The sequence below is a fragment of the Pseudodesulfovibrio sp. zrk46 genome (genome assembly GCF_012516435.1).
Classification (GTDB): Bacteria; Desulfobacterota; Desulfovibrionia; order Desulfovibrionales; family Desulfovibrionaceae; genus Pseudodesulfovibrio.
Map to the genome: position 1 here is coordinate 492,880 of NZ_CP051216.1, position 26,611 is coordinate 519,490.

The 26,611-nt window shown below is 53.7% G+C and carries 21 protein-coding genes; 14 read left to right on the forward strand and 7 right to left on the reverse strand.

Annotated elements, in window-relative coordinates; genetic code table 11:
• Positions 1-332 precede the first annotated feature (332 nt).
• The gene (locus HFN16_RS02285; RefSeq protein ID WP_168889160.1) at positions 333-1,295 is read left to right on the forward strand and encodes a chemotaxis protein; all 963 of its coding nucleotides are present in this window, start codon (positions 333-335) and stop codon (positions 1,293-1,295) included.
• 18 nt (positions 1,296-1,313) lie between these two features.
• Positions 1,314-2,903 carry a DUF885 family protein gene (locus HFN16_RS02290; RefSeq protein ID WP_168889161.1) on the forward strand — a complete coding sequence of 530 codons (1,590 nt, stop codon included), beginning with the start codon at positions 1,314-1,316 and terminating at the stop codon, positions 2,901-2,903.
• Between the two features lie 91 nt (positions 2,904-2,994).
• Here HFN16_RS02290 and HFN16_RS02295 read toward each other — a convergent pair whose 3' ends face one another.
• The 3 genes from HFN16_RS02295 to HFN16_RS02305 all read right to left on the reverse strand — a co-directional run bounded on the left by HFN16_RS02295 (position 2,995) and on the right by HFN16_RS02305 (position 7,975).
• A complete protein-coding gene (locus tag HFN16_RS02295) occupies positions 2,995-4,677 on the reverse strand; it encodes an HD domain-containing phosphohydrolase (protein ID WP_247648414.1) in 1,683 nt (560 codons plus the stop codon).
• An 84-nt stretch (positions 4,678-4,761) separates the two neighbouring features.
• On the reverse strand, positions 4,762-5,142 hold the full coding sequence (locus tag HFN16_RS02300; protein WP_168889163.1) for a response regulator: 381 nt from the start codon (positions 5,140-5,142) through the stop codon (positions 4,762-4,764).
• Between the two features lie 187 nt (positions 5,143-5,329).
• Entirely contained in the window at positions 5,330-7,975 is a 2,646-nt protein-coding gene (locus HFN16_RS02305; RefSeq protein ID WP_168889164.1) for an ATP-binding protein, read from the reverse strand.
• Between the two features lie 357 nt (positions 7,976-8,332).
• Here HFN16_RS02305 and HFN16_RS02310 point away from each other — a divergent pair, with 357 nt between their 5' ends.
• Positions 8,333-11,158 carry an SIS domain-containing protein gene (locus HFN16_RS02310; protein ID WP_168889165.1) on the forward strand — a complete coding sequence of 942 codons (2,826 nt, stop codon included), beginning with the start codon at positions 8,333-8,335 and terminating at the stop codon, positions 11,156-11,158.
• Between the two features lie 301 nt (positions 11,159-11,459).
• On the forward strand, positions 11,460-12,335 hold the full coding sequence (locus HFN16_RS02315) for a transporter substrate-binding domain-containing protein (protein ID WP_168889166.1): 876 nt from the start codon (positions 11,460-11,462) through the stop codon (positions 12,333-12,335).
• Between the two features lie 114 nt (positions 12,336-12,449).
• Here the strand turns inward: HFN16_RS02315 and HFN16_RS02320 are convergent, their stop codons facing one another.
• Positions 12,450-13,205, reverse strand: a complete 756-nt coding sequence (locus HFN16_RS02320) for a transporter substrate-binding domain-containing protein (RefSeq protein WP_168889167.1) — start codon at positions 13,203-13,205, stop codon at positions 12,450-12,452.
• A 109-nt stretch (positions 13,206-13,314) separates the two neighbouring features.
• The gene (locus HFN16_RS02325; RefSeq protein WP_168889168.1) at positions 13,315-14,364 is read right to left on the reverse strand and encodes a mechanosensitive ion channel domain-containing protein; all 1,050 of its coding nucleotides are present in this window, start codon (positions 14,362-14,364) and stop codon (positions 13,315-13,317) included.
• A gap of 286 nt (positions 14,365-14,650) precedes the next feature.
• Between HFN16_RS02325 and HFN16_RS02330 the strand changes: the two genes are divergently transcribed.
• The 9 genes from HFN16_RS02330 (at position 14,651) to HFN16_RS02370 (ending at position 21,208) form a co-directional block, all read left to right on the forward strand.
• Entirely contained in the window at positions 14,651-15,133 is a 483-nt protein-coding gene (locus HFN16_RS02330; RefSeq protein WP_247648415.1) for an ATP-dependent zinc protease, read from the forward strand.
• Positions 15,134-15,137: 4 nt separating this feature from the next.
• On the forward strand, positions 15,138-16,043 hold the full coding sequence (rimK, locus tag HFN16_RS02335; protein WP_168889169.1) for a 30S ribosomal protein S6--L-glutamate ligase: 906 nt from the start codon (positions 15,138-15,140) through the stop codon (positions 16,041-16,043).
• A gap of 26 nt (positions 16,044-16,069) precedes the next feature.
• Positions 16,070-17,098 carry a succinylglutamate desuccinylase/aspartoacylase family protein gene (locus tag HFN16_RS02340; RefSeq protein ID WP_168889170.1) on the forward strand — a complete coding sequence of 343 codons (1,029 nt, stop codon included), beginning with the start codon at positions 16,070-16,072 and terminating at the stop codon, positions 17,096-17,098.
• A 37-nt stretch (positions 17,099-17,135) separates the two neighbouring features.
• A complete protein-coding gene (locus HFN16_RS02345) occupies positions 17,136-18,035 on the forward strand; it encodes a mechanosensitive ion channel domain-containing protein (protein WP_247648416.1) in 900 nt (299 codons plus the stop codon).
• A gap of 250 nt (positions 18,036-18,285) precedes the next feature.
• On the forward strand, positions 18,286-18,615 hold the full coding sequence (locus HFN16_RS02350; protein WP_168889171.1) for a hypothetical protein: 330 nt from the start codon (positions 18,286-18,288) through the stop codon (positions 18,613-18,615).
• A gap of 454 nt (positions 18,616-19,069) precedes the next feature.
• Positions 19,070-19,825 carry a DUF1538 domain-containing protein gene (locus HFN16_RS02355; RefSeq protein WP_168889172.1) on the forward strand — a complete coding sequence of 252 codons (756 nt, stop codon included), beginning with the start codon at positions 19,070-19,072 and terminating at the stop codon, positions 19,823-19,825.
• 18 nt (positions 19,826-19,843) lie between these two features.
• A complete protein-coding gene (locus HFN16_RS02360) occupies positions 19,844-20,653 on the forward strand; it encodes a DUF1538 domain-containing protein (protein ID WP_168889173.1) in 810 nt (269 codons plus the stop codon).
• On the forward strand, positions 20,643-20,990 hold the full coding sequence (locus HFN16_RS02365) for a P-II family nitrogen regulator (protein WP_168889174.1): 348 nt from the start codon (positions 20,643-20,645) through the stop codon (positions 20,988-20,990). Before HFN16_RS02360 ends, HFN16_RS02365 begins: the two co-directional genes overlap by 11 nt.
• 53 nt (positions 20,991-21,043) lie before the next feature.
• On the forward strand, positions 21,044-21,208 hold the full coding sequence (locus tag HFN16_RS02370; RefSeq protein WP_168889175.1) for a hypothetical protein: 165 nt from the start codon (positions 21,044-21,046) through the stop codon (positions 21,206-21,208).
• A 108-nt stretch (positions 21,209-21,316) separates the two neighbouring features.
• Here the strand turns inward: HFN16_RS02370 and HFN16_RS02375 are convergent, their stop codons facing one another.
• On the reverse strand, positions 21,317-21,913 hold the full coding sequence (locus HFN16_RS02375) for a VPLPA-CTERM sorting domain-containing protein (protein ID WP_168889176.1): 597 nt from the start codon (positions 21,911-21,913) through the stop codon (positions 21,317-21,319).
• 336 nt (positions 21,914-22,249) lie between these two features.
• Here HFN16_RS02375 and HFN16_RS02380 point away from each other — a divergent pair, with 336 nt between their 5' ends.
• Positions 22,250-23,374, forward strand: a complete 1,125-nt coding sequence (locus HFN16_RS02380) for a PAS domain-containing sensor histidine kinase (protein ID WP_168889177.1) — start codon at positions 22,250-22,252, stop codon at positions 23,372-23,374.
• On the opposite strand, the gene HFN16_RS02385 is transcribed toward HFN16_RS02380, so the two are convergent.
• The gene (locus tag HFN16_RS02385) at positions 23,368-26,517 is read right to left on the reverse strand and encodes a hypothetical protein (RefSeq protein ID WP_168889178.1); all 3,150 of its coding nucleotides are present in this window, start codon (positions 26,515-26,517) and stop codon (positions 23,368-23,370) included. The genes HFN16_RS02380 and HFN16_RS02385 overlap by 7 nt on opposite strands.
• Positions 26,518-26,611 lie beyond the last annotated feature (94 nt).

Here is a 26,611-nt window from a genome sequence, read left to right on the forward strand (position 1 = left end):
TCTGTCCTGCACCCGACCAAAGGCCGAGGCCTTTGGAATCCCAATTGCGGCTTTCGCCGCACAATATTTACTAAAACACTTCCCAAGCTAGAAGGATTTCGAGCGAAACGAGCGACAAAAAGTTTAGGAGGGTGTCGGGAGCCCTTTCCTCAAAGGGTTCCCAACCTGTCAGAGACGCCCCACCGACGAGACGACCATCGGCAGGCCCACCACCCTTTATATTTTATCATTATTCTTCACTATGCCGGACTTGCAAGACCGGAACGCCTTGGTATATGAATAATAGTTCCGGCCCAGCCGAAATTTCGAATTACATCGGAGACACCCAGTTCATGTCTGAAACAAAGATACTTCTCGAATCCGGCACCAACGAGCTTGAGATCGTGGAATTCTACCTCGACGAAAAACGAGGCGAAGAAAAATACCGCGGTTTTTACGGCATCAACGTTGCCAAGGTACTGGAAATTCTCCAGATGCCAGAACTCACCGACATGCCTGAGGTCTCCCACCCAGCAGTTCTCGGCGCGTTTAACCTGCGCGACGAGATCATCCCGCTCATCGACCTGGCTGGCTGGCTAAACAAAAAACGCAAACAGACAGAACCGCCCAAGGTCATCGTCACCGAGTTCAACCGAACCAAATCAGCATTTCTGGTTTCCGGAGTGACCCGCATCCACCGTATCAATTGGAACGAGGTGGAAGCGCCCACGGGTTATGTCTCTTCCCTGACAGTCAACTCCATCACCGGCGTGGTCAAATTCACTGACCGCATCATCTTCATTCTGGACATGGAGAAAATCTGTGCGGATTTGAACCCGGATGGCGCCCCCATTGAGGAAACGCCCCCCGCAATCATGGAAGAGATCAAGCAGAAACACCTCAATGCGCTGGTAGTGGATGACTCCACCATGGCACGCAAAATGATCGCAGGGATCCTTGAAAAATCCGGCTTCATCGTTCAGACAGCAGACAATGGCGATGCAGCCTGGCAAATGCTGCGGAAATACAAACGCAAATCGGTAGAGAAAAATAAGCCATTGTACGACTATGTCGATGTTGTCGTTTCGGACATCGAAATGCCTATCATGGATGGCCACACTCTCACTCGCTCCATTAAGGAAGACCCCATCCTGAAGCACATTCCAGTGGTGCTCTGCTCGTCCATCATCACGGAAACCCTGCACCACAAGGGTGTTGCGGTGGGCGCAGATGCCCAGGTATCCAAGGCCGAGCTCAATGACCTTGTGGGCAAGGTGCATGACATCCTGAAATCACGTGGCGCAGGCCAAGAATAAAACGGACCGGACCACACCATGAAAATCAGGGCAGCGGGCAAGTACTTTTCATACATTGCCAAAGTCTTTCCGGTCATGTGCGCATCCGGAGCCTTTCCTAATCTGCCGCCTGTCACCGATGCGGCCAAATGGCTGGACAGGTTTGACGAACTTTCGCGTCGCAGCATCGAAAAGCACACCGCCAAACTCCAACGCTTTGTTGCGGAATTCGACAACCTGGAGAAGAAATCCAAAGAACCGGAAGAGCGAGCCATTGCACGCGCCCTGCGGCTCAGCGTCACTGGCGCCATCACCGAATTGGACGGCGTACGGGCGTGGGAAAAATCCCCTGCCTTTTATCTTCAGGTAGCCTTCACCGGTCTCGACCATGCCGTTGACATGCCAAGCAAATCTCAACGGGTCCTTGAGAAGCGATTCATCAAGCGACTTCGGGCCATCCCGGCACTGCTGGCCGCCGCCCCGGAGAACATCGAAGCAGTCTCACCGAGCAGCCGCGCACTAGCCCAGACGATGATTCGTGACTGCGCCCGCTTCCTCACCGAACTGGGCGAAAGCGATCTCGGCAAGACAGGCAAGGCGCCAAAATTTCTGGCAGATTGCCTGACCGCACTGCGCGATTACGACCGGTTTGTCTCCTCCCGCCCGGAAGTACCGGAGAGTGAAGGCCCGGCCTTTGCCGACATAGCAGAAAATGTGCTCGGAACCAGACGTACCGCCAGCCAGATATACGACATTGCGCGGGAAGAATTCGACCGCCGCAATGAATCACTTCGTTTTCTGGAGTCCCAAATTGGTGCCAGTTGGCAAGAGGCTCTGGACAACTATGCCGGGCCTGCCGAAGATGGCAAGGAAGCCATGGATGTCATCATCCGAGAGATTCACCTGCTCCGCGGCTTTATCTTTCAAACAGCCCTGCCTTCCGTGTTTTCGGACTCCAGCCTGCGCATCGATCCGCAGCCACTGCACCTTGCCTCCACCCTGCGCCCCATTCATTACGATCCTGCGCTGGGCGCATGGCCGGATGAGCCGTCCCGCTGCTACGTCAGCCCACAGATTTTCACCGGACGCGGCTTCCGCGACGATCCGGCCCATCTCAAACGGATGCAGCGTGAATACTTATTCATCGCCGCCCGCCAATCCTATCCTGGCCGCCATCTCATCGACTCGCAACGCCGCGCCCTGACCGATTCCCCCATGGGACAGATCACCAACCCGCTCTTCATGGCTGGCTGGCTCGCCTTTGCCGAGAACCTGCTTGATGAGCTCGGATATCTGGAAAAGCCCCTTGATCGATTGGTGCATCACCAGCGCGGTCTCGCACGGGCAGCCCTCGCGATGGTCGACGCAGGTCTTGCAGTGGGCAACCTCGATCAGGACAACTGTCTCGAAATCCTGACCGATGCCGGGTTCTCACGAGAAGAATCCTTGAACCGCGTCCGGGGCATTCGACTCTCACCCGCCCACCGCGTCATGCCGGTCCTCGGCCTGTACGAGATCAACTCCTTACGGAAAGACTCGAAGCTTCCCCTCGATCAGTTCTGCAAACGCCTCTTCGAACACGGCCAGCTTTCGCTGTACGACATTGGCAACCTGATGCGCTCCGAGTAGCGCCTCCACGAAAAAACAAGGGCACTCACCTATCGGTAAGTGCCCCTTTCATTTTCCGACTTGCTGCCGGAGAAATTTACCTAGCGAGATATTAGAGCGTAGCGATGTTTCCGATCTCGGAGAGATGCGTCACGCGGGTGGATTTGACGCGCTCGGAGAGCATTTCGATGCGTTCCAAATTCTCCATGAAGAAAGAGACGAGACTGTTGTCGAGTTTTCCGGCTTCGGATTCAAGGGTGAGAATCTTCATGGCCTCGCTACGGGTGGACGCAGGCTTGTAGTGACGTTCCTGAGTGACCGCGTCATAGATATCGACAATGGCCATGATCCGGCTCTGCAAGAGGATGGCATCCCCCTCGAGCTTGTCGGGATAACCGGAGCCATCCATGCGCTCGTGGTGCTGACGGATAATGGTCAGCAGATTGGCGTACCCTTCCTGAAGAGGGATATGCTGGAGAATACGCTCACTCTCGGCGGGGTGGCGCTGAATCTCGTTGCGCTCATCCGGGGTAAGATTGCCGTATTCCAGCAGCAACACGTCCAATTCGTCTTCATACAGGAGCGGGCTGTTCTCGTCGCCGATGCTCCAGTTGAGCTTGCCCAGATCGCGCACCCTTTCCAGAAGCTCCTTTTCAGGAGACATGGTGCGGTTCACCTGACGAATCACATCAAACGCTTCCGTCCAATTGAAATCGGAAGTCTGGCCCAAAAGCTGAAAACGAGCTTTAAGTACATCCATGCGCCGCTTGGGCAAGCGGGTCTTCTTGGTGAGCACGTCTTCCTTGATGCCGATTTTACCAACGTCATGCAGAATGCCCGCGTAGTAAATCTCGCGAAGGTCCTGATCCGAAAACAGGACATCCTGAAATGCGGAGTCCCGGCTCATGGCGTAGGCAAATGCCACGGCCAAATGTGCGACGCGCTCGGAGTGACCGGCGGTGAACGGGTCCCGGGAGTCGATTGCTTCGGCCAGCGCCTGAAGGATCGCGTTCATCAAGGTCTGGATACCTTCAAAGTTGAAGGCATTAGACACGGAAATACCTGCCACCGATGCGAGAGTCGCCAGTGACTTGCGATGCGCGGCTTCGAACAGCCCCTTGTTCTCCGAAGCCAGGATCAGCATACCCTCGGTGCGGTTGGGCGACACGATGGGGATGAGGGCCATTGAGCCAAGGCCGGGCAATTCGTCCTGCCAGCGCTCTTCGGTTTCCAGATCGTTGACGATCTCGCCCTTCTCGCTATTGGCCACCTGATAGAACAGGGCGCTATCAGCCAGAGCCTGAGGGTTGGAGCCAAACGGGAGACCGAACTGGACCGCCAACCGGAAGTGGTTGGAACCGGGCTCGGACAGAAAGATCATACCCAGTTCACCGGGATAGTTCTCCCGGCGACATTCGTTGATGAGTGCTCCCACCACGTCCCGAAGGCGCAGGGAAGTATTGATGGTCGGCACGGAGCGATGCAGCAACGCAAGCTCGCGGTACTTGGAAAGCGCTTCCTCGGCAATGGAACGCCGGGCGCGCTCATTGTCGATCAACTCCTGAATGGAAAACGCAGTGAAGGAAAGAAGACGCTGATAGGACTCCCGTTCCGCTTCGGCACACCACTCCGGCATCTTAAGCAGCAGCTCACCGGCGTGAAAATTGTCGAACTGGATAGCGGCAGCGATGGTGCGGTCAGTTCCAGACTCAAAGCCTTCGGAACAGTCCGCACCTTCAACAATGACAATCTCGCCTTCATAGGAAATGGCGAACGGGCAATCGCCGTTCGTCATTTCGCACGCTTTGCGCAAAAAGTTCCGGAGTACGCCGGGACGAATGTATTTCTTCAACGGGGTCATGTGCAGGCCCGGCAGGTGCTACAGCTCCAGCAATTCCTTGGAGACCTTGAGGATTTCATCCGGATCAAAAGGCTTGGTCATGTACATACGGGCACCGAGCTCCAAGCCCTGCTTGCGGTCGACTTCCTGTCCCTTTGCAGTGAGCAGGATAATCTTGATGTTGCTGTATTCAGCATCTTCCATGACGATACGGCAGACTTCATAGCCGTTCATCTTGGGCATCATAATATCGAGAAAGACCAGATCGGGACGCTCCCTGCGGATAAACTCCAATCCTTCCTCGCCGTCAGAGGCAGTAAACAACTCCACATCGTAGTCGTCTTCAAGCTCCTCGAGGGTCTGCTCGAGCAGCATCTTGATGTGCACCTCGTCATCGACAATGAGGATTTTCTTGGACATTGCGTAACTCCTTAAAAACCAGATGAAATTTCGTTTCACCCTGTATGGGGTGGGATCGTTACTGTTTATGCCATAATATACGGCATGAGCGCAATTGCTACAATCCCATTATAATATTTTCCTTTTTCGTAACAAAATTGGATGGGCAAAGTCATTGGGAGACGTGGAAAACCTGATGTACAGCTCACTATGCAGCTCGACAAGGTGTTGGAATCAATAGCAATTGAACATGAGGCATGGCACATATACGGGCAAGATCCATCCCTTCCACCACTGATTCGGACACGGCAACGGTCCCGGAGAACCCGCTTTCAAGCCGCTCCCACAGTTCCTGCTCGTCCCGACACTCCACACAGTCATTGCCCATGACAGGCATGCCGCACGCATTATCGGACGCCCGAAGTGCCAACACGGGATGCGCCGATTCACGACCCAACAGCGCGTTGACCGCTCCAAGGAAGGCATTGCCGTGCACCGGCTTCACCAGCGCCGCGTCACCGCCTGCTGCGTGAGCATCCTCGGCCACCGACACCACCAGAATCGGGATGTCAGCCAAGGCCGCGTCCTCCCGCAGATGAACAATGGCCTCGCGGCCACTCATGCCGGGCATGAAGAGATCCATGGTGATGAGATCGGGCTTGAACTTGCCTGCCAGCTTCAGCGCCTCATTGCCGTCGGCGGCAAGACGAACCGCATACCCGGCTCGTTTCAGGACCGCGCCGAGGTAGCTGCGTGCAGCCTCGTCATCATCCACCACCAGAACAACAGGTAGCCCTTCGGTCAGCACCGGAGGCATGGTGACGTGAATGCTCGTCCCTTTACCCGGCTTGGACTCTGCCCATATACGTCCACCATAGTGCTCAACAATCTGTCGACAGATGGCCAGCCCAAGACCGGTACCAGCTGGTTTTTCAGTCAGGGTGTCATCCTTTTGCACCTGATGGAACTTGTCAAAAATTCGTTCCAGATACTCCGGCTCAATACCTCTGCCCGTATCCTCCACGCAGACGTGCACCAAGGACTGCTCATCCAGGTACAGATCCACGGACACGGTTCCCTTATCGGTGAACTTGGCGGCGTTGCTGAGAAGGTTGATAAACACCTGCTGCAAACGATCCGGATCACCATTCACGAGCGGCACCATGTCGAACCTGCGAATCTCAAGCTCCACATCCGCCTGATAGGCGAAGACGCCGCTGGTGGAATTCACGGCCCGGTTCACAGCCCGGTTCATGTCCACGTCCTCGAACAGCCAGTTCTCATTGCCGGACTCAATGCGGCTGAGATCCAGCACATCATTGATAAGACGGGTAAGACGTTCACCTTCACTGCCGATGATGTCGAGATTGGTCTGGATACGGGTACCGAGGCGGACAGCTTTGTCCTCTTGAGCCAACGGCATGAAGATGCGTCTGAAATCACGCTTAATGATCTTGGCAAAGCCGAGCAGCGAGGTCAGCGGAGTGCGCAGCTCGTGCGAGACAGAGGAAAGGAATGCGGACTTGAGCTCGTCCAGCTCCCGTAAGCGGGCGTTGGCAGCCTTGAGCTCCAGCGCTTTTTCTACCAGCACCTTGGTGCGATCGCGGACCAGATCTTCCAAGTCCGAGTTCATGATGGAGAGATTCCGCTCAGTATTCTTCCGCTCGGTGATATCGCTGACCACGATAACTTTTTCACCGCCGTCGGTATGAAAAATTTTGGTATGCACCCAGCGTCTATCCAGCAACTGCTGCTCAAGCTCATGCCCGGGCATATTCATATGCTCAGAACACGCCTTAACCCAGGCTTCTTCACGCCCGATGGCGTCGGTAAACAGGCCGTTCCAAGCCATGCGGTGCAGCATTTCATCGACATGCACACCGATCTCAAGGACGTCATTGTCCTTGCCAACGATCTCGCGAATCCGGTCATTGGCGAGGACCAACACCCCGTCACGATCAAAGAACAGAAAGCCCTGTGAGACTGCATTGATTGCTTCAAGAAGGCGACCGCTGGCAGTGGAAGCTTCGCTCTCCAGATTATTGATCAGGGCGGTCATGCGTACGGCCATGGAGTTGATGGACATGCCCAGCTGCCCGAATTCGTCACGGGTGCGGATGTCGGCACGCGCCTCCATATTACCGAGACTGAGTTCGGTGGCAGCATCGCGCAACTTGACCACACTGCGGGTGACGGCGCGGTTCAGTACCCAGATGATGCTGAAAGCCAGCAGCATCGCAAAGACCACTGATGCCACCAGAGCATATTTGACCAGATTGCTATAGAAATCGATCCCACGGCTGGCATTTTCGGCTCCGTTCGCAGCAGACACTGCCAGTTCGCGAACAATGGCATTCAATTGCTGGAAGTCGGATTCCACTTCGGCCGACTTGGCCATAAAGGCCGGAGCATCGCCCCCCTCCCGGCTCATGATCTCCACAAGCTGACGGAAATTTTCGCCATAATGCTCCAGTCCGAAAAGCAGCTCCTGCAGCAGGAAATAGGACTCCACAGTATCACGTCGATTGACGCTGTACTGCTGCATACCATTAAGCCAAGCCACATTACGGGCGGCTTCAGCGAGACGCTCCTGAAATTCATTGGCGTAAATGGTACGTTCTTCATCCTTGCCCAGCTGACCGGCATGCAGCATCAAGTCGCGCTCTACATGACGGGCCAACTGGAGACGGGAATCCACCTCCAGAGCCAATCGCTGCATGCGCATGGAGTCAGCCACGATATCAGTCGCCCTTCGGCCCAATATCTCCAGAGCCGCGAAGCCCATGGCTGACACAAAAAGGATGAGGGCAAGCATGGACCCGAGTGACAGTGCGAATTTACGCACGACACTCATGGAGTGCCACTGAGCTTGTACCCTTCTAAATATATTCATGAATCTATGGACAGGCGCAGGAAACCGAAGTACCGCCACGGCATTTCACGCCTGTAAACTCCCCTATTTTCCCTTAGCGCCCAGTGTTTTTCGCGCACAAGGGAATATTCCGCCTAGTATATTATTATATGATTGTCCAGCTACGTTCATCCGAACCGAAGCCCAGGTTCGATAATCCTGATCGTCCCGGGCTTGCAAAGCGGATGTTTGTAACGTAATTCCTACCAGCGACCTAATTATTATGGGTCATAGCAATTATGAATAAAGCTCTCCGGACATCGGAGATTTCGACAAATATCATCAGGAGTAACGCACCATATGTGTGGTATCGCCAGTTTCCTCAGCAATCGGAACTGGGCCCAGACCCCGGACACGGGGTGGCTCGAAACTCTGGACACAGCTTTTGCCGACGTCATTTCCGGCACTGATCTTTTGGAGGCCACAGCGCCTCTTGAAGAGCTCGCCGATCACTTTTACGACCTCATGGCCTTTGGCCTGCACATGCAGCTGGTGGCCGATCCGACCGTAAAAGCTCAGCTGTCCTCCATCCGGGACAACATCAAAAATCTGCGCAACGCCGCTGCCGTCAAGCTGGAGCAAGGCCCCCGCACCGACGAGCTGGAAGCCCTACGCGAAAAGCTCGATGACTATCTCTGGCAGATCGATCAGGAAGTGCTCCAGAACGTGGATCGCACCCTGGCCATCATGCCCAAGGCTATCGCAGCTGACGCCGATGCCCGCGATCGCCATTTTCTGGCATGGGGCACCGAGCAGGTGCTGGAGTCCATCGACAAACTGGAAGTACGTGGCCGTGACTCCGCCGGAGTTGCCGTTGCCTTCATCCTGCCGGCCGACAAGGACCCCGAACTTTCCCTGACCAAGGAACAGAAATCCCAGCTGTGCGACCGCTGCTCCATTTCCAACGCCGACACCCGTCAGGTGCTGGTGCGCAAGCTCGACGACGGCCGCACCGCCTGCCGCTTCCTGTACAAGGTGGCGCAGCTGGTTGGTCAGCTCGGTGACAACGGCTCGGCCCTGCGTGACTTCATCGTGGGGGACGAGCTGCTCTGGTCCATGGCCGAAGGTCTGGATACCTTGAACATCATCGCCCACACCCGTTGGGCGTCCAACGGCATCATCTCCGTACCCAACTGCCACCCGGTCGACGGGCTGGTGGAAGGCGATGTGTCCACCGGTCTGGAAAAGACCATGTTCGTGCTCAATGGCGACGTGGACAACTACCGTACACTGGTGGAAGAGACCGTTACCTCCAAGGGCGCCTACATCCCGCCCGCCATTTCCACGGACGCCAAAATCCTGCCAGTCCTGTTCCATCTGGACGCTCCGCAGGAAGAACAGGCCGAGGAACGTTTCCGCAGCGTGCTCAAGCGTTGTGAAGGCTCCCTCGCCGTGGTCATGCAGAACCTGAGCGACTTCGACTCCCAGTTCCTGGCCCAGAAAGGCTCTGGTCAGTCCTTCTACGTCGGCAAAACCCAGGACGGCTGGCTGGTAGCATCCGAAGCATACGGCATGGCTGCCCGCGCCCGCTCTTCCTACCCCATGGCCGTGCATCGTCAGGGCGGCGTTTCCGTCATCCTGCGCGATTCCGACCCGGCAGACATGGTGCCCGAGGCACGTTTCCTCGACACCGGCGAAGGTGTGCCCCTCAAAGAAGAAAAGATCGAGATTTTCTCCCGCGACATTTTCCGCGGCGATTACAATCACTACATTGAGAAGGAAGTCCACGAGGCCTCCAGCTCAGTACTGAACACTCTGCACGGCAAGTACCTGCACGAGGGTGACACTGTCCGCTTCCTGCCCGAAGGCTTCGGCAACGGCCCCGGCCTGATCGAACGCATCAAGGGCGGCAAGCAGCCCATTCAGCGCATCATCTGCGTGGGTCAGGGAACCGCTGCCGTGGCTGCCATGGCCGTAGCCACCCTGCTGCGTCGCACCCTCAAGGGCAGCGACCTGTCCATCGAGCACTACACCGGCTCCGAACTCATCGGCTTCATCGGCGACGAGCGCATGGACGACGTGCTGCTGATTCCGGTCTCCCAGTCCGGCACCACCACCGACACCAACCGTGTTGTGGACATCTGCCGCGATCAGGGCGCGTGGGTCAATTGCATCGTCAACCGCCGCAACTCCCCGCTGGTGCAGAAGTCCGACTCCTACATTTACACATCCAACGGCCGCGACGTGGAAATGGCTGTTGCCTCCACCAAGGCGTTCTACTCTCAGGTGGCGGCAGGCAAGCTGCTCTCCCTGTGGCTGGCCGACGTGCTCGGCACCATGGACGCCGCAGCCATCGCTGCCGACGTTGCTTCCCTCGAAGCCCTGCCCGGCGCCATCGACAAGGTGCTGGCCGGCAAGGAAGCCATCGGCGAAGTTGCCAAGAAGTACGCTCCGGTACACCGCTACTGGGCACTGGTCGGTAACGGTGCCAACTGCATCGCTGCGCAGGAAGTCCGCATCAAGCTCTCCGAGCTCTGCTACAAATCCATCCCGTGTGACGTCACCGAGGACAAGAAGCACATCGACCTGTCCACCGAGCCCCTGACCCTGGTCATGGCCTCGGATCTGCCGGAGCTGGTAGTCATGGATACGGTCAAGGAAACCACCATCTTCAAAGCGCATAATGGCTCGCCCATCGTGTTCTGCGGCGAAGACGAAGACCGCTTTGACGCCGTAGCCGAAGCCACCATCAAGGTTCCCCGCGTTGGTGGCGGACTGGACTTCGTCCTCGAAACCGTGGCCGGTCACTGGTGGGGTATCACGGCAGCCAAGGCCATCGACGCCCATGCCGAGCCCTTCCGCAAGGCCCGCGTGCTTATCGGTGAAATGGTGGAAGACGCATCCAAATGGGATCGCGGCGCCATCCTGACCCAGCTCAACAAGTGCGTGGACCGCATCGCCTCCGGCGCTACCGACTCCGCACTGCCCGCCCGCGTTGCCTCCAGCCTCGCCAACTATATGCTCTGGCTGGTCAACCAGTCTCAGGACATCTGCGTTTCCGAGGCCCGCCTGGCCGACATCCTCACGGTCCTCAACAAGGCCATCGAGGAAATGACCCGTCCCATCGACACCATTCGCCATCAGGCGAAGACGGTCACTGTTGGCATCAGCCGACCGCAGGGCTAGGGTCTAGGCGCAAGCAGTTAGCTCTGTAGCTAACAATTAAATCGTTAAGCAAAAGCCGCTTCTGGTTCCCCGACAATGGGGCCAGAGGCGGCTTTTTTTTCACTGATCTCTCCATGACTGAACCGCCACAAGGGGAATTGTATCTTTCCTGACCTGAGCCTCTGATGTTGCATGACGCCATAAATAATTGTTCATTCACTCTTATTGCGGCAAGATATATGGCATCACTGAAAATTGAACAGTTGGCAGTCGAAGATCGCATTGATTGATTCTTTCAGCCATGAAGAAGCAGGCAGTCTTAATGAGAAAAGCACAACGTACCACTTTGTTGATTGTATTAATGGCATGGACATTTGTACTTCTTTGCGGCGGAATCGCATGTGGAGAGCCAGCAAAGATACGGGTAGGCGTGTTCCAAAACGCCCCTATTATTTTTCAGGACAAACTGGGTGCGCCGGAAGGGTTGTACATCGATCTGCTTAACGCAATCGCTGCTTCGGAAGAGTGGGAGTTGGTATACGTTCTGGATAGCTGGGGAGAGATACTGCGCCGCACAACTCGGGGCCAACTCGATTTGATTCCATCCATTGCCTATACGCAGAAGCGAGCAGCTGACCTAGATTTTTCGAAAGAGAAAGTGCTGACGATGTGGGGGCAGGTCTACGCTAACGAAAACGAATCAATTCAGACCTTTCTCGACCTCGGGGGGAAAAGGGTCGCCATACTCTTTGAGGGCATAAACGGCATCAATTTCAAGAAGAAATGTGCCGAATTCGGCATCAGCTGCACATTCGTTGAAAAACAATCCTACGATGAAATAATGACAGCAGTGGAAGCCGGCGAAGTGGAGGCAGGAGTCCTCAACAACGTCAAAGGCTACACTCTTGAAAAAAGATATGAAGTGATCAGGACACCAATCATATTCGACCCGTTTTCTATCCTGTTCGCAGCCACTAAGGGCAAGAGCGAAATCCTCAACACCATCGACAGCTACCTGATCAAATGGAAAAAGGACAAAGATTCAGAATACTACAAAGCAGTGGATCATTGGATCAAGGGCGGAGCCTCTGACACTGACGGTATTCCGCATTTGGATTTCGTCACTTTCACCATCCTGATTTTGATGGGCTCAGTCCTGCTGTTTTACTTTGTGGAAAGAAGAAAAAGAAAGAAATAGTACACCAAACAATCGCTCCAAGCGAATTCCCATCACCGAAGCAACAAGAAACCGGCATACCTTCATGAATGACGGCTTGCCGGTTTAGCACTCTCATTTCAGAAGATTGATAGCTTACCTAGTGTAATTATCAGTGATATGCGTCGTTGTGCCATCCCGTATCATCTTTCCAAGTTCCGCATCCAATCTCTTGAACTCCGCTTTCCGGTCAGGGTTGTTGAACTCGACTTTGGATACGGACATGTAGGCTCCTCGCTTCTTCACAGGAGGACCTACTGCAGGCTCGATCTTGTCAGCGACTCCGTGCCTGCGGGCATAATAAAACACGGACACACGATTGCCGATAAAACAGCTATTCTCCTGCTTTTGAAGCCTGTTCAGGCCATCGGCAATATTGTTTACTTCAACTCGGCGAATTTTCCCCTGCTTAACGGCTTCTTCAAACTCCGCACTGATGGCGTATCCGGCGATAACAAAAGCCGTCATATCATATAGATCAGCTATTGTTCTGTAACGAAAGCTGCTTCCCTTTGGAAAGAAAGCCACCAGATTGGTAACGTGGACGGGGTTCTTGGAGAAGTGAAATATTTTCTCCCGTTCTTCATTTCGAAACATGGCAATTGCACCATCGACCTGCCCGCTTTGCACCATAAACAACACGCGCTTCCACGGCACCAACTCGACCTTCACATCCACTCCGGCGCGCGAACCGGCCTCACGGAGAACCTCCGCATCAATCCCCTGTACTCTGCCATGCTCGTAGTAGCTGTATGGTGGGAAGCCGTCTTCAGCGACAAAGACCAGCGGATCGCACCAAGCTGCGGAGACTGTGAACAGCCACGCCATTGCAATGAAGACAATTTTTCTCATCGCGCGCTCCAGAGTTGCATGTATCATGTCAGTTGAACTTCAGATTAACACAAAAACTTCGAACTGACATGTATTGTCTTCATGCATGGCCGCACACAATCCCGCCCTCTTACTCCTGCTTCGCCATCACCAGACGACGCTTGGGCAGACTGTCCGGATAGTTGTTTTGTATGAAAGCAATGAGCCCCTCCCGAACTTTGCAACGTAATTCCCACGCACTTGAGGCATCAGGAGAACCGGCAAGCACCCTGATTGTCATATCTTCTGCCCCTGCTTCCGTTACCTGAAGGACACAGGTCTTGCCGTCCCACAAGGCCCCGGCAGCCTCGCAAAGACGGCGAGCCTCATCACGCAATGGGTCGAGCGGGGTTGCGTAGTCGACATGGAGAAAGATGCTCCCTGTTATATCGGCACTTTTCTTCGTCCAGTTCTGAAAGGGGTTATCCAAAAAGTACGTCACGGGCACGATCAGACGTCTTTGGTCCCATATCTTGACCACCACATAGGTATAGGTGATTTCTTCTATCCGCCCCCATTCGCCCTCAACGATGACGACATCGTCAAGATTGATCGGGTGAGAAAGGGCGATCTGCACCCCTGCGATCATTGACCCCAAGGTTTTCTGTGCCGATATGCCCAGAATGATGCTCATGATACCAGCAGAAGCCATGAGCGTGGTACCGAGAGTCTGGAATCTGTCAAACTGCATTAGAATTCCTGCAGTGGCTCCTATCCAGACAATGACCACAACGATCCGTTGCAAAACCCGTATTCTGGTGTGCATGCGGCGAGCCAAGAGGTTGTCCGCAACATTCACATCGTATTTCCACTGAATCACACGGACTGCAATGGTTGACGCCAAAGTCACTCCCCAGGCAGCAACCACAACCCAGACCGTCCCCATTAACCTGAGCAGATTGTTGGCCACCTCCGGATCCAGCGAGGCAAGCGGCATCAACAGAGTGATCAGCAGACACCCGGAAGCAATCATCACAATGCTGACGACCTGTTTCCTCAGGGCGCCACTCAACACTTGCCACAGCTCCTGCCAGCTTCCCTTGCTGCCTTTGAGCCATCTGAAGAAAATGATCAGCGCACCCAGTACCAGTACGGAAAAGAGGACTCGTACCAGCCAGCCTATCCATGTAGAATTATCCATTACTGCCCCTCCTTTCATTTTTTTCCAATAGATCAAAACACCGATTACCACCTCTCTTGTATTATAAAATCGACCGAAAGGAAGACTCGTGCGCTGTTATACACTGGCGTAAGCGATATATGCAAAAATCAAATGATGAAGTTGCTACAATACCGAATTAAGACTTGTCGGCTTATTTCCAGATCTACCATTCAAAGGGTTTGTCCTGTTGATGCTATGGACATTAATAGGTAGTGTTTAGCGATAAATTATCGCGAAACACCCGCCAGATGAAACAGGATGTGCAATGAAAAGCAGCAAAGAACCCAAGATGATCATTGGCTGGAGGGAATGGGTAGGCCTGCCGGATCTATGCGTTCCGGCAATCAAGGCGAAAATCGATACGGGAGCGAAAACATCGGCAATCCATGCTTTCGACATTACTCCCTACAGCGAGGGCGGAGTTGAGTATGTGTCATTCAGCATACATCCCCTTCAAGGAAATGATAAGGTTTCCATCCCATGCACAGCCCCTTTGATTGATCGCAGAAAAGTGACCAACTCGGGAGGACAAAGTCAGAAACGCTTTGTAATCGGCACCACCCTTCAAATCGCTGGTCGCACATGGCCCATCGAGCTGACCCTGACCAACCGGGACCACATGAAGTTCCGAATGCTGCTTGGCAGAAATGCCATGACGGGCAGACTCATCGTCGATCCGCACCTCTCGATGCAGGCTGGAAGCAAATACGGCAACAAAATTTACGAACACTACCACACAGGTGAATAGTCACATGAAAATTGTCATTCTTTCTCGGAAAAGCAGCCTTTACTCAACCAACGCGCTCGTGGAAGCGGGCCTTGAAGCCGGTCACGATGTTCAAGTTATCAACCCGTTGCGCTGCTATATGAACATCACCTCCCACAATCCAAGCATCCATTACAAAGGCGAGCCAGTGACTGGCGTGGACGCGGTTATCCCCCGCATCGGCGCATCCATCACATTCTTCGGCACTGCCGTTGTTCGTCAGTTTGAAATGATGGAAGTTTACAGTGTTAACGAGTCCATTGCGATCACACGTTCCCGGGACAAACTTCGCAGCCTGCAGCTGCTCTCCCGCAAGGGCATTGGGCTGCCGGTAACAGGCTTTGCCAGCTCGACCAAATTTACGGATGACTTGATCGAAATGGTTGGCGGAGCGCCTTTGGTCGTCAAACTCATTGAAGGCACTCAGGGCATCGGCGTCGTGCTGACTGAAAACCGTCAGGCTGCGGAAAGCGTTATCCAGGCGTTTCAGGGAATGAAGGCCAACATTCTCGTCCAGGAATACATCAAGGAATCCAAGGGCTCAGACATCCGTTGTTTCGTTGTCGGCGGCAAAGTTATTGCTTCCATGAAGCGCACTGCCAACAACGACGAATTCCGCTCGAACATCCATCGCGGCGGCACGGCGGCACCGGTCAAAATCACTCCCGAAGAACGTTCAACCGCAGTTCGCGCAGCCAAGATCATGGGTTTGAACGTATGTGGCGTGGACCTGCTTCGTTCCAATCACGGCCCCGTGGTCATGGAGGTCAACTCTTCTCCTGGCCTGGAAGGGATTGAAAAAGCGACCGGTATCAACATCGCTGCGAAGATCATCGATTTCATTGAGAAGAACGCCAAGCCCGGCAAGACGAAAGCACGGGGAAAGGGTTAATCCCCCCCCCTTACGAGGGAAGCCTCATGACAAGAGCTTCTGTTGAAATTGCCGGACACACTGTTGCTCCCGGCCAACGAAAAACCATCATCCTTCCGGTCCCTGACACATCATTGCGACAAGGGACCGGGATGCCTGTTCATGTCCTGCATGGCAGGCGGGAAGGGCCAAGCATTTTCGTCACGGGCGCAATCCATGGGGATGAGCTCAATGGTATTGAAGTTGTCAGACGGTTAATCAACCTCAAACGGCTGAAATCACTCGCAGGCACGCTCTATGCCGTTCCTGTGGTGAACATTTATGGGTTTACGTCGAACACGAGGTATCTGCCGGACAGGCGGGACCTCAACCGCTTCTTTCCCGGTAAAGCCGGCGGTTCGCTCGCGTCCGAGCTTGCCAAAGTGCTTTTTGAAAACGTCGTTGAACGCTGTCAGTACGGAATAGATCTGCATACCGGGTCCAATCACCGTCACAACCTCCCCCACCTCCGCGGCAACATGGAAGATGAAGTCGTGTTGGGCATGGCTGAGGCGTTCGGTGCTCCCTTGGCGCTGACGGTTTCCGGCACTGAGGGCACGCTGCGATATGCGGCAGAAGAACTTGGAATCAACATCCTGCTTTTTGAAGCCGGAGAGGCGTTGCGATTTGATGAGTTCTCCATCCGCGCAGGCGTCCGGGGCGTGACTTCCGTCATGGAGCACCTCAACATGCTGACACGAAAGAAAGGATCGAGAAAACGGAAAATGCCCATGCAGGTTGCCCATGACCGTACATGGTGTCGCGCCAACGCCAGCGGGCTGTTCAGAGCCAAGGTAAAAGTTGGCCAGAGGGTAAGCAAGGGCGAGCCCCTGGGGACGATTTTCGATCCATATGGAGCATACCAAACTATTCTGGAGGCCCCGAAGGACGGGGTCGTGATCGGGGCCCAGTCTCTGCCGACGGTCTACAAGGGAGATGCCATCATGCATATTGCCTGCTTCGAGGCGCTGGCAAAAGCCGAAGCTCTGGTGGACAAGTTTTCTGAGATCGTCATGGACGAGGATGTCGTATCCTGACAGCGGCCCCGACCATTGTTAAAACTTTACAAGGAGAATGATGCTCGAAAATATCAACCTGTTCACCTATCTGATAGGGATCACACTTATAGCAATGCTCGCGTATGCCTGGATTCATACGCGGATATCCTCTTTCCGGGAGGCGCGGGTTTCACGTATCAAGCGCCTGATCAAGGATCCGGAAACAACGGCCGCCATGCCCACGGATGTCCTTTCCGACAAAGAGGAGCATAAGGAACAAAAGCAGGTCATTCAGGGTGTACGGTCCCGTTTCACCATCATCAGAAGGGCCGTCTCCATAGCCATACTAGTCCTGTGGTCCTTTGCCCTGGTTCTTCCATTCGTCGGAAAAATCCCGAGCACGATGCTGTCAATTATCATCGCCATTACGACAGCCGTCGTTGGTATTGCTGCCCGCCCGCTCATTGAGAACATGATCTCCGGCATCGTCATCAGCTTCTCCAAACAGCTTCGGGTTGGTGATACCCTGATGATGGATGGGCAATACGGAACGGTCGAAGACATTTCCATCACCCACACCAAAATCAAGACATGGGACTGGAAACGATACGTCATTCCCAATAGCCGCATGCTCAACAAGGAGTTCATCAACCTCACCCTCAATGACAGCCTTATCTGGGCCTACCTTGAGTTTTCGGTTTCATACGATGAAGACCTTGAGCAGATAAAGGAAATAGCAACAGATGTGGCATCCAATAGCGAACATCACAACGACCAGGAGCCGCCGCAGTTCTGGGTTCGCAGCATGGAGAAAGAAAGCGTGGTATGCTGGATCGCCGCTTGGGCAGACTCTCCGGCAGAAGCGTGGAACCTGAAGAGTGACATTGCTACGAACCTGATCAGCGAATTTCGAAAGCATGACATTTCCACCCACGTCGCACAGATCAATTTGAAGCAGGACTGCCGGCAGCTTTAACTGTCTCCTGAGCATGCTCCCGCATACATAAGGCCGCTTCTGGTAATCAACCAGAAGCGGCTCTTTCTATGGCGAAATCGCAACGCTCGCCTTGATATCCAAGAGTTGGCGCAAAAGAACAACTATTTGGCGGAATGAGTCATGGGAAAATGGTCTTTCAAATGATTAGTTAAGGGCGTTAGTAGTTCAAAAAGGACTGATAAACGTGTACCAATTAAGCAATTGGGCTTATTCCCAACAATGAGGAGATATGATGAAGCGTTTAATAGCTGTTCTGACCCTGACTATAATTCTTGGCTTTTCTGCAATAAGCCATGCCTATCCGACCTCTGAGCAAATTGCACAAAGCACCATCAACACCGCTCGAAGCCAGGTCATGAAGCTCGAAAACAAGTACGGTTCGGACTGGGTAAACACCGCTCCCAAGAAGGAATTTCAGCATGCCTACAAGTGCGTCGACCTCGCTATTTCGGCTGCTTCCGGTCGAGCAAAGGGCACACTCTGGCACCGGCCTCACTTCCAGAAGGAGCTTAACAAGCTCAAGAATTACAAGGAGGAGATGGAGAGAAGAACCCCGTAACCTCTCGACAAGGCCAACCCCAGCCGCTTCTGGTTTCCTCTATTGAAACTCACCGGAAGCGGCTTTTTTAAGGCTCGTTTAGTTACTACCCAGTTCTATCCCACCCCACTGATACAAAGCGCCCCGACGGGTAAAAACGCCCCGCAACCGAAATAACTACATGATTTAAGACAGTTATACTGTTAAGCGCTTACGAACAGCACAAGCCTCGATACTTTTCACCCCGCCATATATTTCTATATAATAGGGCCGCTCCCTTCTAAAACAAAACAACAAGCCCAAATATAACAGGCTGTAATAACGACATAAAAACACGGCAAGATATTCGACAGACATCTACTCAGGCTGCTCCTCTCCTTCTTGGCACACGCCTTGTAGTAAATGTTCTTTCCAAGACACTCAGGCATCAGCTTGAGCCCCGAAACTGACAGAGAGACGAGAAGTACATATACCCATGAGTTCCAATCCAACGTCCGCCATTTTGCGGTCCATTTCCATCAAGTTATGGACTTCGTTCAAAGATCTGCTGCCGATCATTCTGGTCATTGCGTTCTTCCAGATCATCGTTCTCAGACAGCCGCTTCCCAATATCGGGGATGTCGTCTTTGGTGGTGTGCTGGTTGTGCTGGGCCTCACCCTGTTCATTCAGGGGCTGGAGATGGGGCTGTTTCCCATCGGCGAGAATATGGCACACGCGCTGGCTCGCAAAGGCAGTCTGTTCTGGCTGCTGACCTTTGCGTTCGCTCTCGGATTCTCCACCACCGTGGCCGAACCGGCATTGATCGCCGTTTCTGCCGAAGCCGCCAGCATCGCATCGCAGGGCGGACTCATCGCATCGGGAGCAGATTCTCTTTCCAGTTACGCGCTCGGCTTGCGCATGTCCGTCGCCGTTTCCGTGGGACTGGCGATTCTCATCGGCGTGCTTCGAATTCTTAAGGGATGGCCCGTCCACTACCTAATTATTGGCGGCTACGTCATCGTCATGCTCATGACTCTGGTGGCACCGGAAGAGATCATCGGCATCGCATACGACGCTGGAGGTGTAACCACTTCCACGGTGACGGTCCCGCTTGTGGCGGCCCTCGGCGTTGGCCTGGCCTCCATCATCAAGGGCCGCAGTCCGCTGCTGGACGGCTTCGGGCTCATCGCGTTTGCGTCACTTCTGCCCATGATCTTTGTCATGGGATACGGCTTGATTGTTTTTAGCTAACGAGCAGGGATCAGCACTATGACACAGATATTCATGGAATTTTTCAGCGTCCTGCTCGCAACATTCAGGGACATCCTGCCGATTCTGGCCCTTATCACCTGTTTTCAACTATTCGTCCTGCGACAGCCCATCCCACACCTCAAACGGCTGATCGTTGGTGGAATATATGTCGTGCTTGGTCTGGCCCTGTTCCTCATAGGTCTGGACAAGGCACTCTTCCCCATCGGAAAAATCATGGCTGCGCAGCTCTCCGATCCCGCCTTCCTGACCGGCGGCACCTCTTTGGTGGCTCCCACCGACTGGACAGCGTACGGCTGGATATACCTCTTCGCAGCCATGATTGGATTTTCAACGACCATTGCAGAGCCGTCCCTTCTCGCCGTGGCCATCAAGGCCAATGAAGTATCGGGCGGCGTCATCAGCCAGTGGGGCCTGCGTCTCACGGTGGCCCTCGGTGTTGCAGTGGGCATCTCGCTCGGCGCTTACCGGATCGTTACCGGAACGCCGCTCTACATGTACATCATGGTGGGTTACGTCATTGTTGTTTTGCAAACATTCATGGCACCCAAAAAGATTATCGCCCTTGCCTACGACTCCGGCGGCGTGACTACCTCCACCGTCACGGTCCCGCTCGTAGCGGCCCTCGGCCTGGGCCTTTCCGAGGCAGTCCCCGGCCGCAATCCGGCCCTGGATGGATTCGGGCTCATTGCCTTCGCTAGCCTCTTTCCAATAATCACCGTCATGGGCTATGCTCAGTTCACCCATTGGGCGGCACAAAGAAAACTATCGGCAAAGCCGGTTTCCAAGGAGAATACCAATGAAGTTTAAACTCGTACTCGCGCCCGTCAAGACGCATAAGACCGACCCGGTTGTCGATGCCGCCAAGGCCGCAGGAGCGACCGGTGCCACCATCATTTCGGCACGCGGAACCGGCATCCACGAGGCAAAAACCTTCTTTGGTTTGACCCTTGAGGACCAGACCGATATCGTCATGCTGCTCCTTGAAGAACACCTCGTGAAGCCGGTAATGAAGGCCATCGAGACAGCGGGAGAATTCCACAAGCCCGGCACAGGCATCGCCTTTGCCCTGCCCGTGGATGAGATCATTGGCCTCGAGAGCCAGATCGAAGCCTTCAGAGAGCAAATGGACTCTCAGGAAGATTAATTTTATCGGCACATAACACTCAACACACCCAAGAACACACCAAGGATACTTCCATGTGGGTATTTTACGCATCACTACAGGCGGCTCTTGACCTCAAGCGGACCTGTCGCAAATGCAAGCACAGCCAACTCATCAAGCTGATCCAGCGGGGGAAAGCCGTGACCTGCAAAAAGTGCGGTGCGGAAATTCCTGCGCCCAAGCCCTATGAGCGAGGCTAACTTCGATCGTGTTGAGTTGATATCGACTTCGGACTCTCCAAACGACCAATACAAAGGCCCCCTCTCGATCGAGAGGGGGCCTTTGTATTGGACTGGATTCTGTATGCGCTAGGCGTTGGCGCGGCGACGCAGACCGACAAGGCCGACCAGACCGGAGCCCAGGAGCCAGACTGCACCGGGGATCGGAGTGGCAGAAGTCTTACGCGCAACAATGACAAAATCATCGTAATCAAGGTCGACGCCATTATTGGAGTCGTTGAACCCCAACAGCAGGGATCCCAACTCTATGGTGTTACTGCCGAAACTGAACTCTTTAATAACATCAAATATTCTGACGTAAGGATTTCCGTTGCCGTCTGTGTCAGTCAAATTGAAAAAAGTATTCCCGTAAAGGTTGGTGTCTTTGAAACCTGTCATGTGAAGACCGCTTACTTCTTTGTACTCAAGAGTCTTCGGGATATTATTACTGCTGAAAAGCCGGGTATTGTCACCGGTAAACCAGTATTCATTGACGTGACCGGCTTCTTTGTACAGAGGAGCCACTTCCCAGGTTCCAAAGTCCGCCACACCCAATGTGTGTTCCTCAATGAACGGGGCTATCGCGGACGATGTCGTAAAGTTATTCAAATTATAAAAAGTCGTCGCGTGGGCAGACACTGCGGGCATCACCATAAGGAAAAGAAGGCTCAAAATGTAAATACGCATTAGACAGAACTCCAAAATTTATTTTCCCGTCTTTATGAAAAATTCGTACCAAAACAGTCACGCTTCAAAAGAAGCTCAATTTCAACACCTTACAAGAGCCCATATTTCACTTCTGTTTTTGTCGTACTTTTTTCCGATAAATCCAGACACACGCTCCCCTCTCACTCGATCGCCATACTCCAAGAAACGCAGACACAGGTGTCCCCTTTCATTGATTTCTGATACGTTGTTACAAAATGTAAGATAAATGAAAGATAGGCATTGAATATAATCGTTGGCCCTTTCGCCAGGGCGATACATAACGCCTGACACGACATACTCGAGAGGAATTTCGCCATGAATATAGCCACCACATCGTACCAGCAAAAGCAGGAAATCATAGATCAAATTGTCGACAAGTACGGCGTGGACAATCTCTTTAAGGCATTTGACCTGATCACTGACCCCATTCTCCTCGTTGACTCTTCAGGAAAAATGATCGGCGCCAACTGGGCTGCAAGCAGTGCGCTTCAGTACACTCCAGAACAACTGGCCGGGATTAACATCTCTGAGATAGACAAGTTGAGAGAATTGCCTCTGACGAATTCCTTGCAGAACTCTTCCATACAAGATGCACCACTGTTCTACGAGGCCGCCTTTCGCAAAAAGGATCACACGCTCCTGCATGTGGAGGTCAGCATCAGCCCAGTCACCATTGCCGAGGAAGACTTCGCCCTTGTAGTGGCCAGAGATATCTCAAGCCGCAAACAACAGGACAAGCAGCGTATGCTTTCCGATAGCCTTGCGCGTCATGACATCAACACGCCGATCAGCCTCGTCATCGGGTTTTCGGAAATCCTGCAGAGTTTCGACAACCTGAGTTCCGAGCAGATCGCCATCACGCAACTGATCCACAATGCAGGCAAGCAGGCCCTCGACATTATCCGTTTCACGCACGAGCTGGGGAACCTGAAGGACGAGAACTACCAGATCAAGAACACGCCGTTCAGCCTCAAAGATACGCTGAGAAATGTAATCGTAGGGCTCCAGAACATCATGCAGGACCGCAAGGTGGGGGTCTCGCTGGATTGGCAGATAGCCAACCGCATTGGCGAGTTATTCATCGTGACCGGTGAGGAAACCTTGATTCACACCATGTGCAACAACCTGATCAAGAACGCCCTTGAGGCTGCACCGCCTTCCAGTATCGTCACTGTCACCGTTCAGGACAAAGAAGACGGCTGGGGCATCGCCATCCACAACCGTGGTGCGGTTCCTGACTGCATGCTCGACCGAGTATTCGAACGATTCGCCACCCATGGAAAAGAAGGCGGGACTGGCCTAGGAGCATACTCCGCACAGCTCATCGCCAACCTCCACGGCGGTGACATTGTCTGCGATTCATCTGAGTTGTCGGGCACGACGGTTTCACTGGAAATCCCGTACAACATCCCTGCCCCGAACGGGAGGACGGATCAATAGGCCAGAATGCCGTCGATGATCAGTGAGAGCTCGTCCGCGCTGAAGCCTTCCTTCTCCAAAGCGGATCGGTATTGCTTCAGACTGAGAGACGCCTCGCCAGGTCGATTGAGAGATGCAAGCAGATTGTAGCGCTGCCGCTGCATGGTGTCGTTTATGGGCATCAGACTCAAGCCTCTGTCCACCACCCTGAGGGCATATTCGAGCTTGGCACCCCGTTCAAGCACCCCGACCCAGACGATCAATGCCCGTGCCACCGAATCAGCGATCTGCGGCGGAAGAGCCAATGCAGAAGCACTGTCCTCAAACATGGGACCGATACATTGGGCCATGAGAACAAAGACGTGATGCGCCTGCCAGTCCTGCGTCTTCTCCACCAGTGCGACACCCTCTCGAGCCAGACTGACAATCTGATTGCAGTCCACCACACAATGCTGCAATTGCAACTGCTGTCCTTTCAGCAGGAAGTACCTTCCGGTGGTTTCCTTGCCCAGAATGGAAGCGAGTTTGGAGCGCAACCTTGAGAGCATGGTGTCGTATTTTCCACGACTGTCTTCCGGTTCTTCATCGGGCCATAAAGCACGTTGAATCTTCTCGTTCGGCAACGTCTGCTTCGGGGCAACCGCCAACAGGGATAAGACTCGTCTCCAGGCAGATGTCAGATCACTTGAATCGATACGCGCCTCGCCCACTGCCAATTCAAGGCCGCCTACGATCTTGACCTGCAGCAATGGAATCTGCGTTCCGTCATCAAGGAAGTTCATTCCAAGCTGTTCTCTGGCAAGATGACGCGCATAACTCGGCTCGATCCCCTCCTTGACCGCAAAGGCCAACAGGGGAGCCATAATATCCGGCGACCATGCAAAGAAGTGCTTATTCTTGAATTGACGCATCCTTTTGAGAACCTGAAAAACATCAGCTTTCGCAGCCTCTGCATCGCCCTGCCTCAAATACATGGCTGCCCTGTAGGAATAGACTAGCGGAGCATGATAGGGCGGGGTATAGCGCTGCTCCCATTTCTCGCATTTCCGAAATATTCGCTCTGCAACGGCATTTTGTCCGACAAGAGAAAGGGCTGCGCCAACCATGCAGTGTGTCAGATGAACAAAAAATGGTCCGCCGCTGCTGGCGCGAATTCGCAATGCATCCCGGTAATTCTGCTCAACCTCATCCACATTCCCCAAGAAGGCAGAAGCCAGAACATAATAGTAAATGACCTGACATTTCAGATGTGGATTCTGTAATGGCGGTTTTTTGAGGCTCTCCCGGGCCAACTCCAGAGCGTCTTCATAACGCCCATCCTTGACCAGCAAATCCAGCTCCCAGATGATGGAAAACGGTGCGAGATACGACTGCTCCATCAGATCAGGACATTCCTGCTCAATCTCTCGTTTGACCGCATGGAAATTAGCGGCATCGCCTTTCATCTCCAGATAATTCATTCTGACGAGCAGGATGGAAAATCGAAGGGTAGGCCCGAACCAAGGCGAGCTGATCTCGGAATACAGCTGATCAAGAATATCAAACGAACGATCAAGATTCCCCATCATACCCCAGATCAAGGCCTCGGAGATGACGAGCCACGGCTCGACCTTGTCTGCCATTCGCCGCTGCGCACTTTGAGCAACACCGAGGAACCGACGCGCCTCATCCAGTTCGCTTTGATAGTAGACCTTGCCCAAGGTCAACGCTTGTGCAGTGAACAGGACTTCTTCGGCAGACATCTGGCCCTGCACCTTGTCAAAGAGTTCGACACCCCGGATGACATAACGAGCCTTGCGACCAAAATTGCCGTCAATCAGAATCTGAAAATTGAGCAATGAGCACAGGGCGAATAACTCTCCGACTTCATTGTTTGCCTTGGTAAACATGTCCAAAGAGCGCAGCAACCCCATCTGAGCTTCGCCTGGATTCTGTCCCATGAGCGCGCCTGCGTAGCAAAAAGTCAGCCATGCGGAGCGAGCCTTAACTGACTCCGGCACCCCGCCCAGAAGTTTTATGATGGTGAAGTGATGGTTCTGTACAAACAGCTTGATGCAGGAGCGGCGCATGACATCTTCAACATCGCTCCATGCCTCGGCCGCGCTCAGACAACGTACCCCCTCGTCCAAACGTCCCCGCTCCACAAAAAACAATCCGGCAGATTTAAGAAATTCCGCGCGTCTGACTTCAGCGATCTCTTCCTTGGCCCTTGCAGCAAAGCTCTCCTGCAGAAGATGGTGAAAACGATACACCGCTTCCCCACCCTCCATTTTTACACGAAGGAAGAGATTTCTGGACACCATGTCATCCAGATGGTGGGCAATCCTTTCTTCGCCCAACTTCGCAAGGAGACCGTGGGGAATCTCTGTCAGCAAAGACAGGAGGAACAGCACCGCTCTGTCTTCAGGCTGCATTCCCGAGCAAACAAGATCATGGAAGAAATCACCAAGATCGGCATCCTTATCAACCCCGACAAGTCGTTCGAGCCCGCTGTTCTTGTGAAGGAGCATCAGCCCGGCCACCCACCCTTCAGTGGCCTTCAGCAAGTTGTTGATACGCTCAGTTCCGGTGGGCACTTCCAACACTTCATTATACAGCTCGGCAATTTCCTCACGACTGAATGCGAGGATGGAAGCATCTACTTCAAGGTACTGCCCGGACTGCAGATCACCCTCGATTGAAGGCCGAAGTGAATAACGCGAAACAATGGTGGATTTCACCGAAGGAGGGCTTTGGGCCACAATCTGCCACAGCAGCTGGACACAGAGCTCTGACTCCTGAAGCAGGTGCGCATCATCGAACACCAGCGTCAGTTGGAGGTTGGATAACGCCAACTCCACAGCGAGTCGCTCGGCAGCCATTTCCACGAACTCGTTAGGCAGCAACATCTGCTGCAGTGGAGCAAGGACCTCAGCGCCATTGAAGGTCGGGATGGCACTGTCGAGCTGCCAGACGATTTTTTCGAAAAAACCGTAGGGATCAAGATCCGCTTCTGTACAGGTCGTCCAGACAAAGTAGCGGCTGGACATTTCTTCGAACTGGGACACCAGCACGGTTTTCCCCTGCCCTGCCTGCGCCGTCACGAACAAGGCGCGACAATCAGAACTATCCAACAGACCGCACTGGGCCAGCGCCTCCCTGCGCACAACCATTCTTTCAATCACGAAAACTCCATAACGACACACCAAGAGGCATCACGCACCGTCAGCAAATTCAGCTTTTTCTCGCCCCACCAGATATCATCAATCTCTGTCTTAC

Coding starts and splice junctions, on each gene's coding strand:
- rimK (WP_168889169.1), top strand. CDS start 15,138: ATGAAAATTGTCATTCTTTCTCGGAAAAGCAGCCTTTACTCAACCAAC.
- HFN16_RS02320 (WP_168889167.1), bottom strand. CDS start 13,205: ATGAGAAAAATTGTCTTCATTGCAATGGCGTGGCTGTTCACAGTCTCC.
- HFN16_RS02310 (WP_168889165.1), top strand. CDS start 8,333: ATGTGTGGTATCGCCAGTTTCCTCAGCAATCGGAACTGGGCCCAGACC.
- HFN16_RS02305 (WP_168889164.1), bottom strand. CDS start 7,975: ATGAGTGTCGTGCGTAAATTCGCACTGTCACTCGGGTCCATGCTTGCC.
- HFN16_RS02295 (WP_247648414.1), bottom strand. CDS start 4,677: ATGACGAACGGCGATTGCCCGTTCGCCATTTCCTATGAAGGCGAGATT.
- HFN16_RS02315 (WP_168889166.1), top strand. CDS start 11,460: ATGAGAAAAGCACAACGTACCACTTTGTTGATTGTATTAATGGCATGG.
- HFN16_RS02290 (WP_168889161.1), top strand. CDS start 1,314: ATGAAAATCAGGGCAGCGGGCAAGTACTTTTCATACATTGCCAAAGTC.
- HFN16_RS02355 (WP_168889172.1), top strand. CDS start 19,070: ATGAGTTCCAATCCAACGTCCGCCATTTTGCGGTCCATTTCCATCAAG.
- HFN16_RS02350 (WP_168889171.1), top strand. CDS start 18,286: ATGATGAAGCGTTTAATAGCTGTTCTGACCCTGACTATAATTCTTGGC.
- HFN16_RS02365 (WP_168889174.1), top strand. CDS start 20,643: ATGAAGTTTAAACTCGTACTCGCGCCCGTCAAGACGCATAAGACCGAC.
- HFN16_RS02330 (WP_247648415.1), top strand. CDS start 14,651: ATGAAAAGCAGCAAAGAACCCAAGATGATCATTGGCTGGAGGGAATGG.
- HFN16_RS02300 (WP_168889163.1), bottom strand. CDS start 5,142: ATGTCCAAGAAAATCCTCATTGTCGATGACGAGGTGCACATCAAGATG.
- HFN16_RS02380 (WP_168889177.1), top strand. CDS start 22,250: ATGAATATAGCCACCACATCGTACCAGCAAAAGCAGGAAATCATAGAT.
- HFN16_RS02345 (WP_247648416.1), top strand. CDS start 17,136: ATGATGCTCGAAAATATCAACCTGTTCACCTATCTGATAGGGATCACA.
- HFN16_RS02285 (WP_168889160.1), top strand. CDS start 333: ATGTCTGAAACAAAGATACTTCTCGAATCCGGCACCAACGAGCTTGAG.
- HFN16_RS02375 (WP_168889176.1), bottom strand. CDS start 21,913: ATGCGTATTTACATTTTGAGCCTTCTTTTCCTTATGGTGATGCCCGCA.
- HFN16_RS02370 (WP_168889175.1), top strand. CDS start 21,044: ATGTGGGTATTTTACGCATCACTACAGGCGGCTCTTGACCTCAAGCGG.
- HFN16_RS02360 (WP_168889173.1), top strand. CDS start 19,844: ATGACACAGATATTCATGGAATTTTTCAGCGTCCTGCTCGCAACATTC.
- HFN16_RS02325 (WP_168889168.1), bottom strand. CDS start 14,364: ATGGATAATTCTACATGGATAGGCTGGCTGGTACGAGTCCTCTTTTCC.
- HFN16_RS02340 (WP_168889170.1), top strand. CDS start 16,070: ATGACAAGAGCTTCTGTTGAAATTGCCGGACACACTGTTGCTCCCGGC.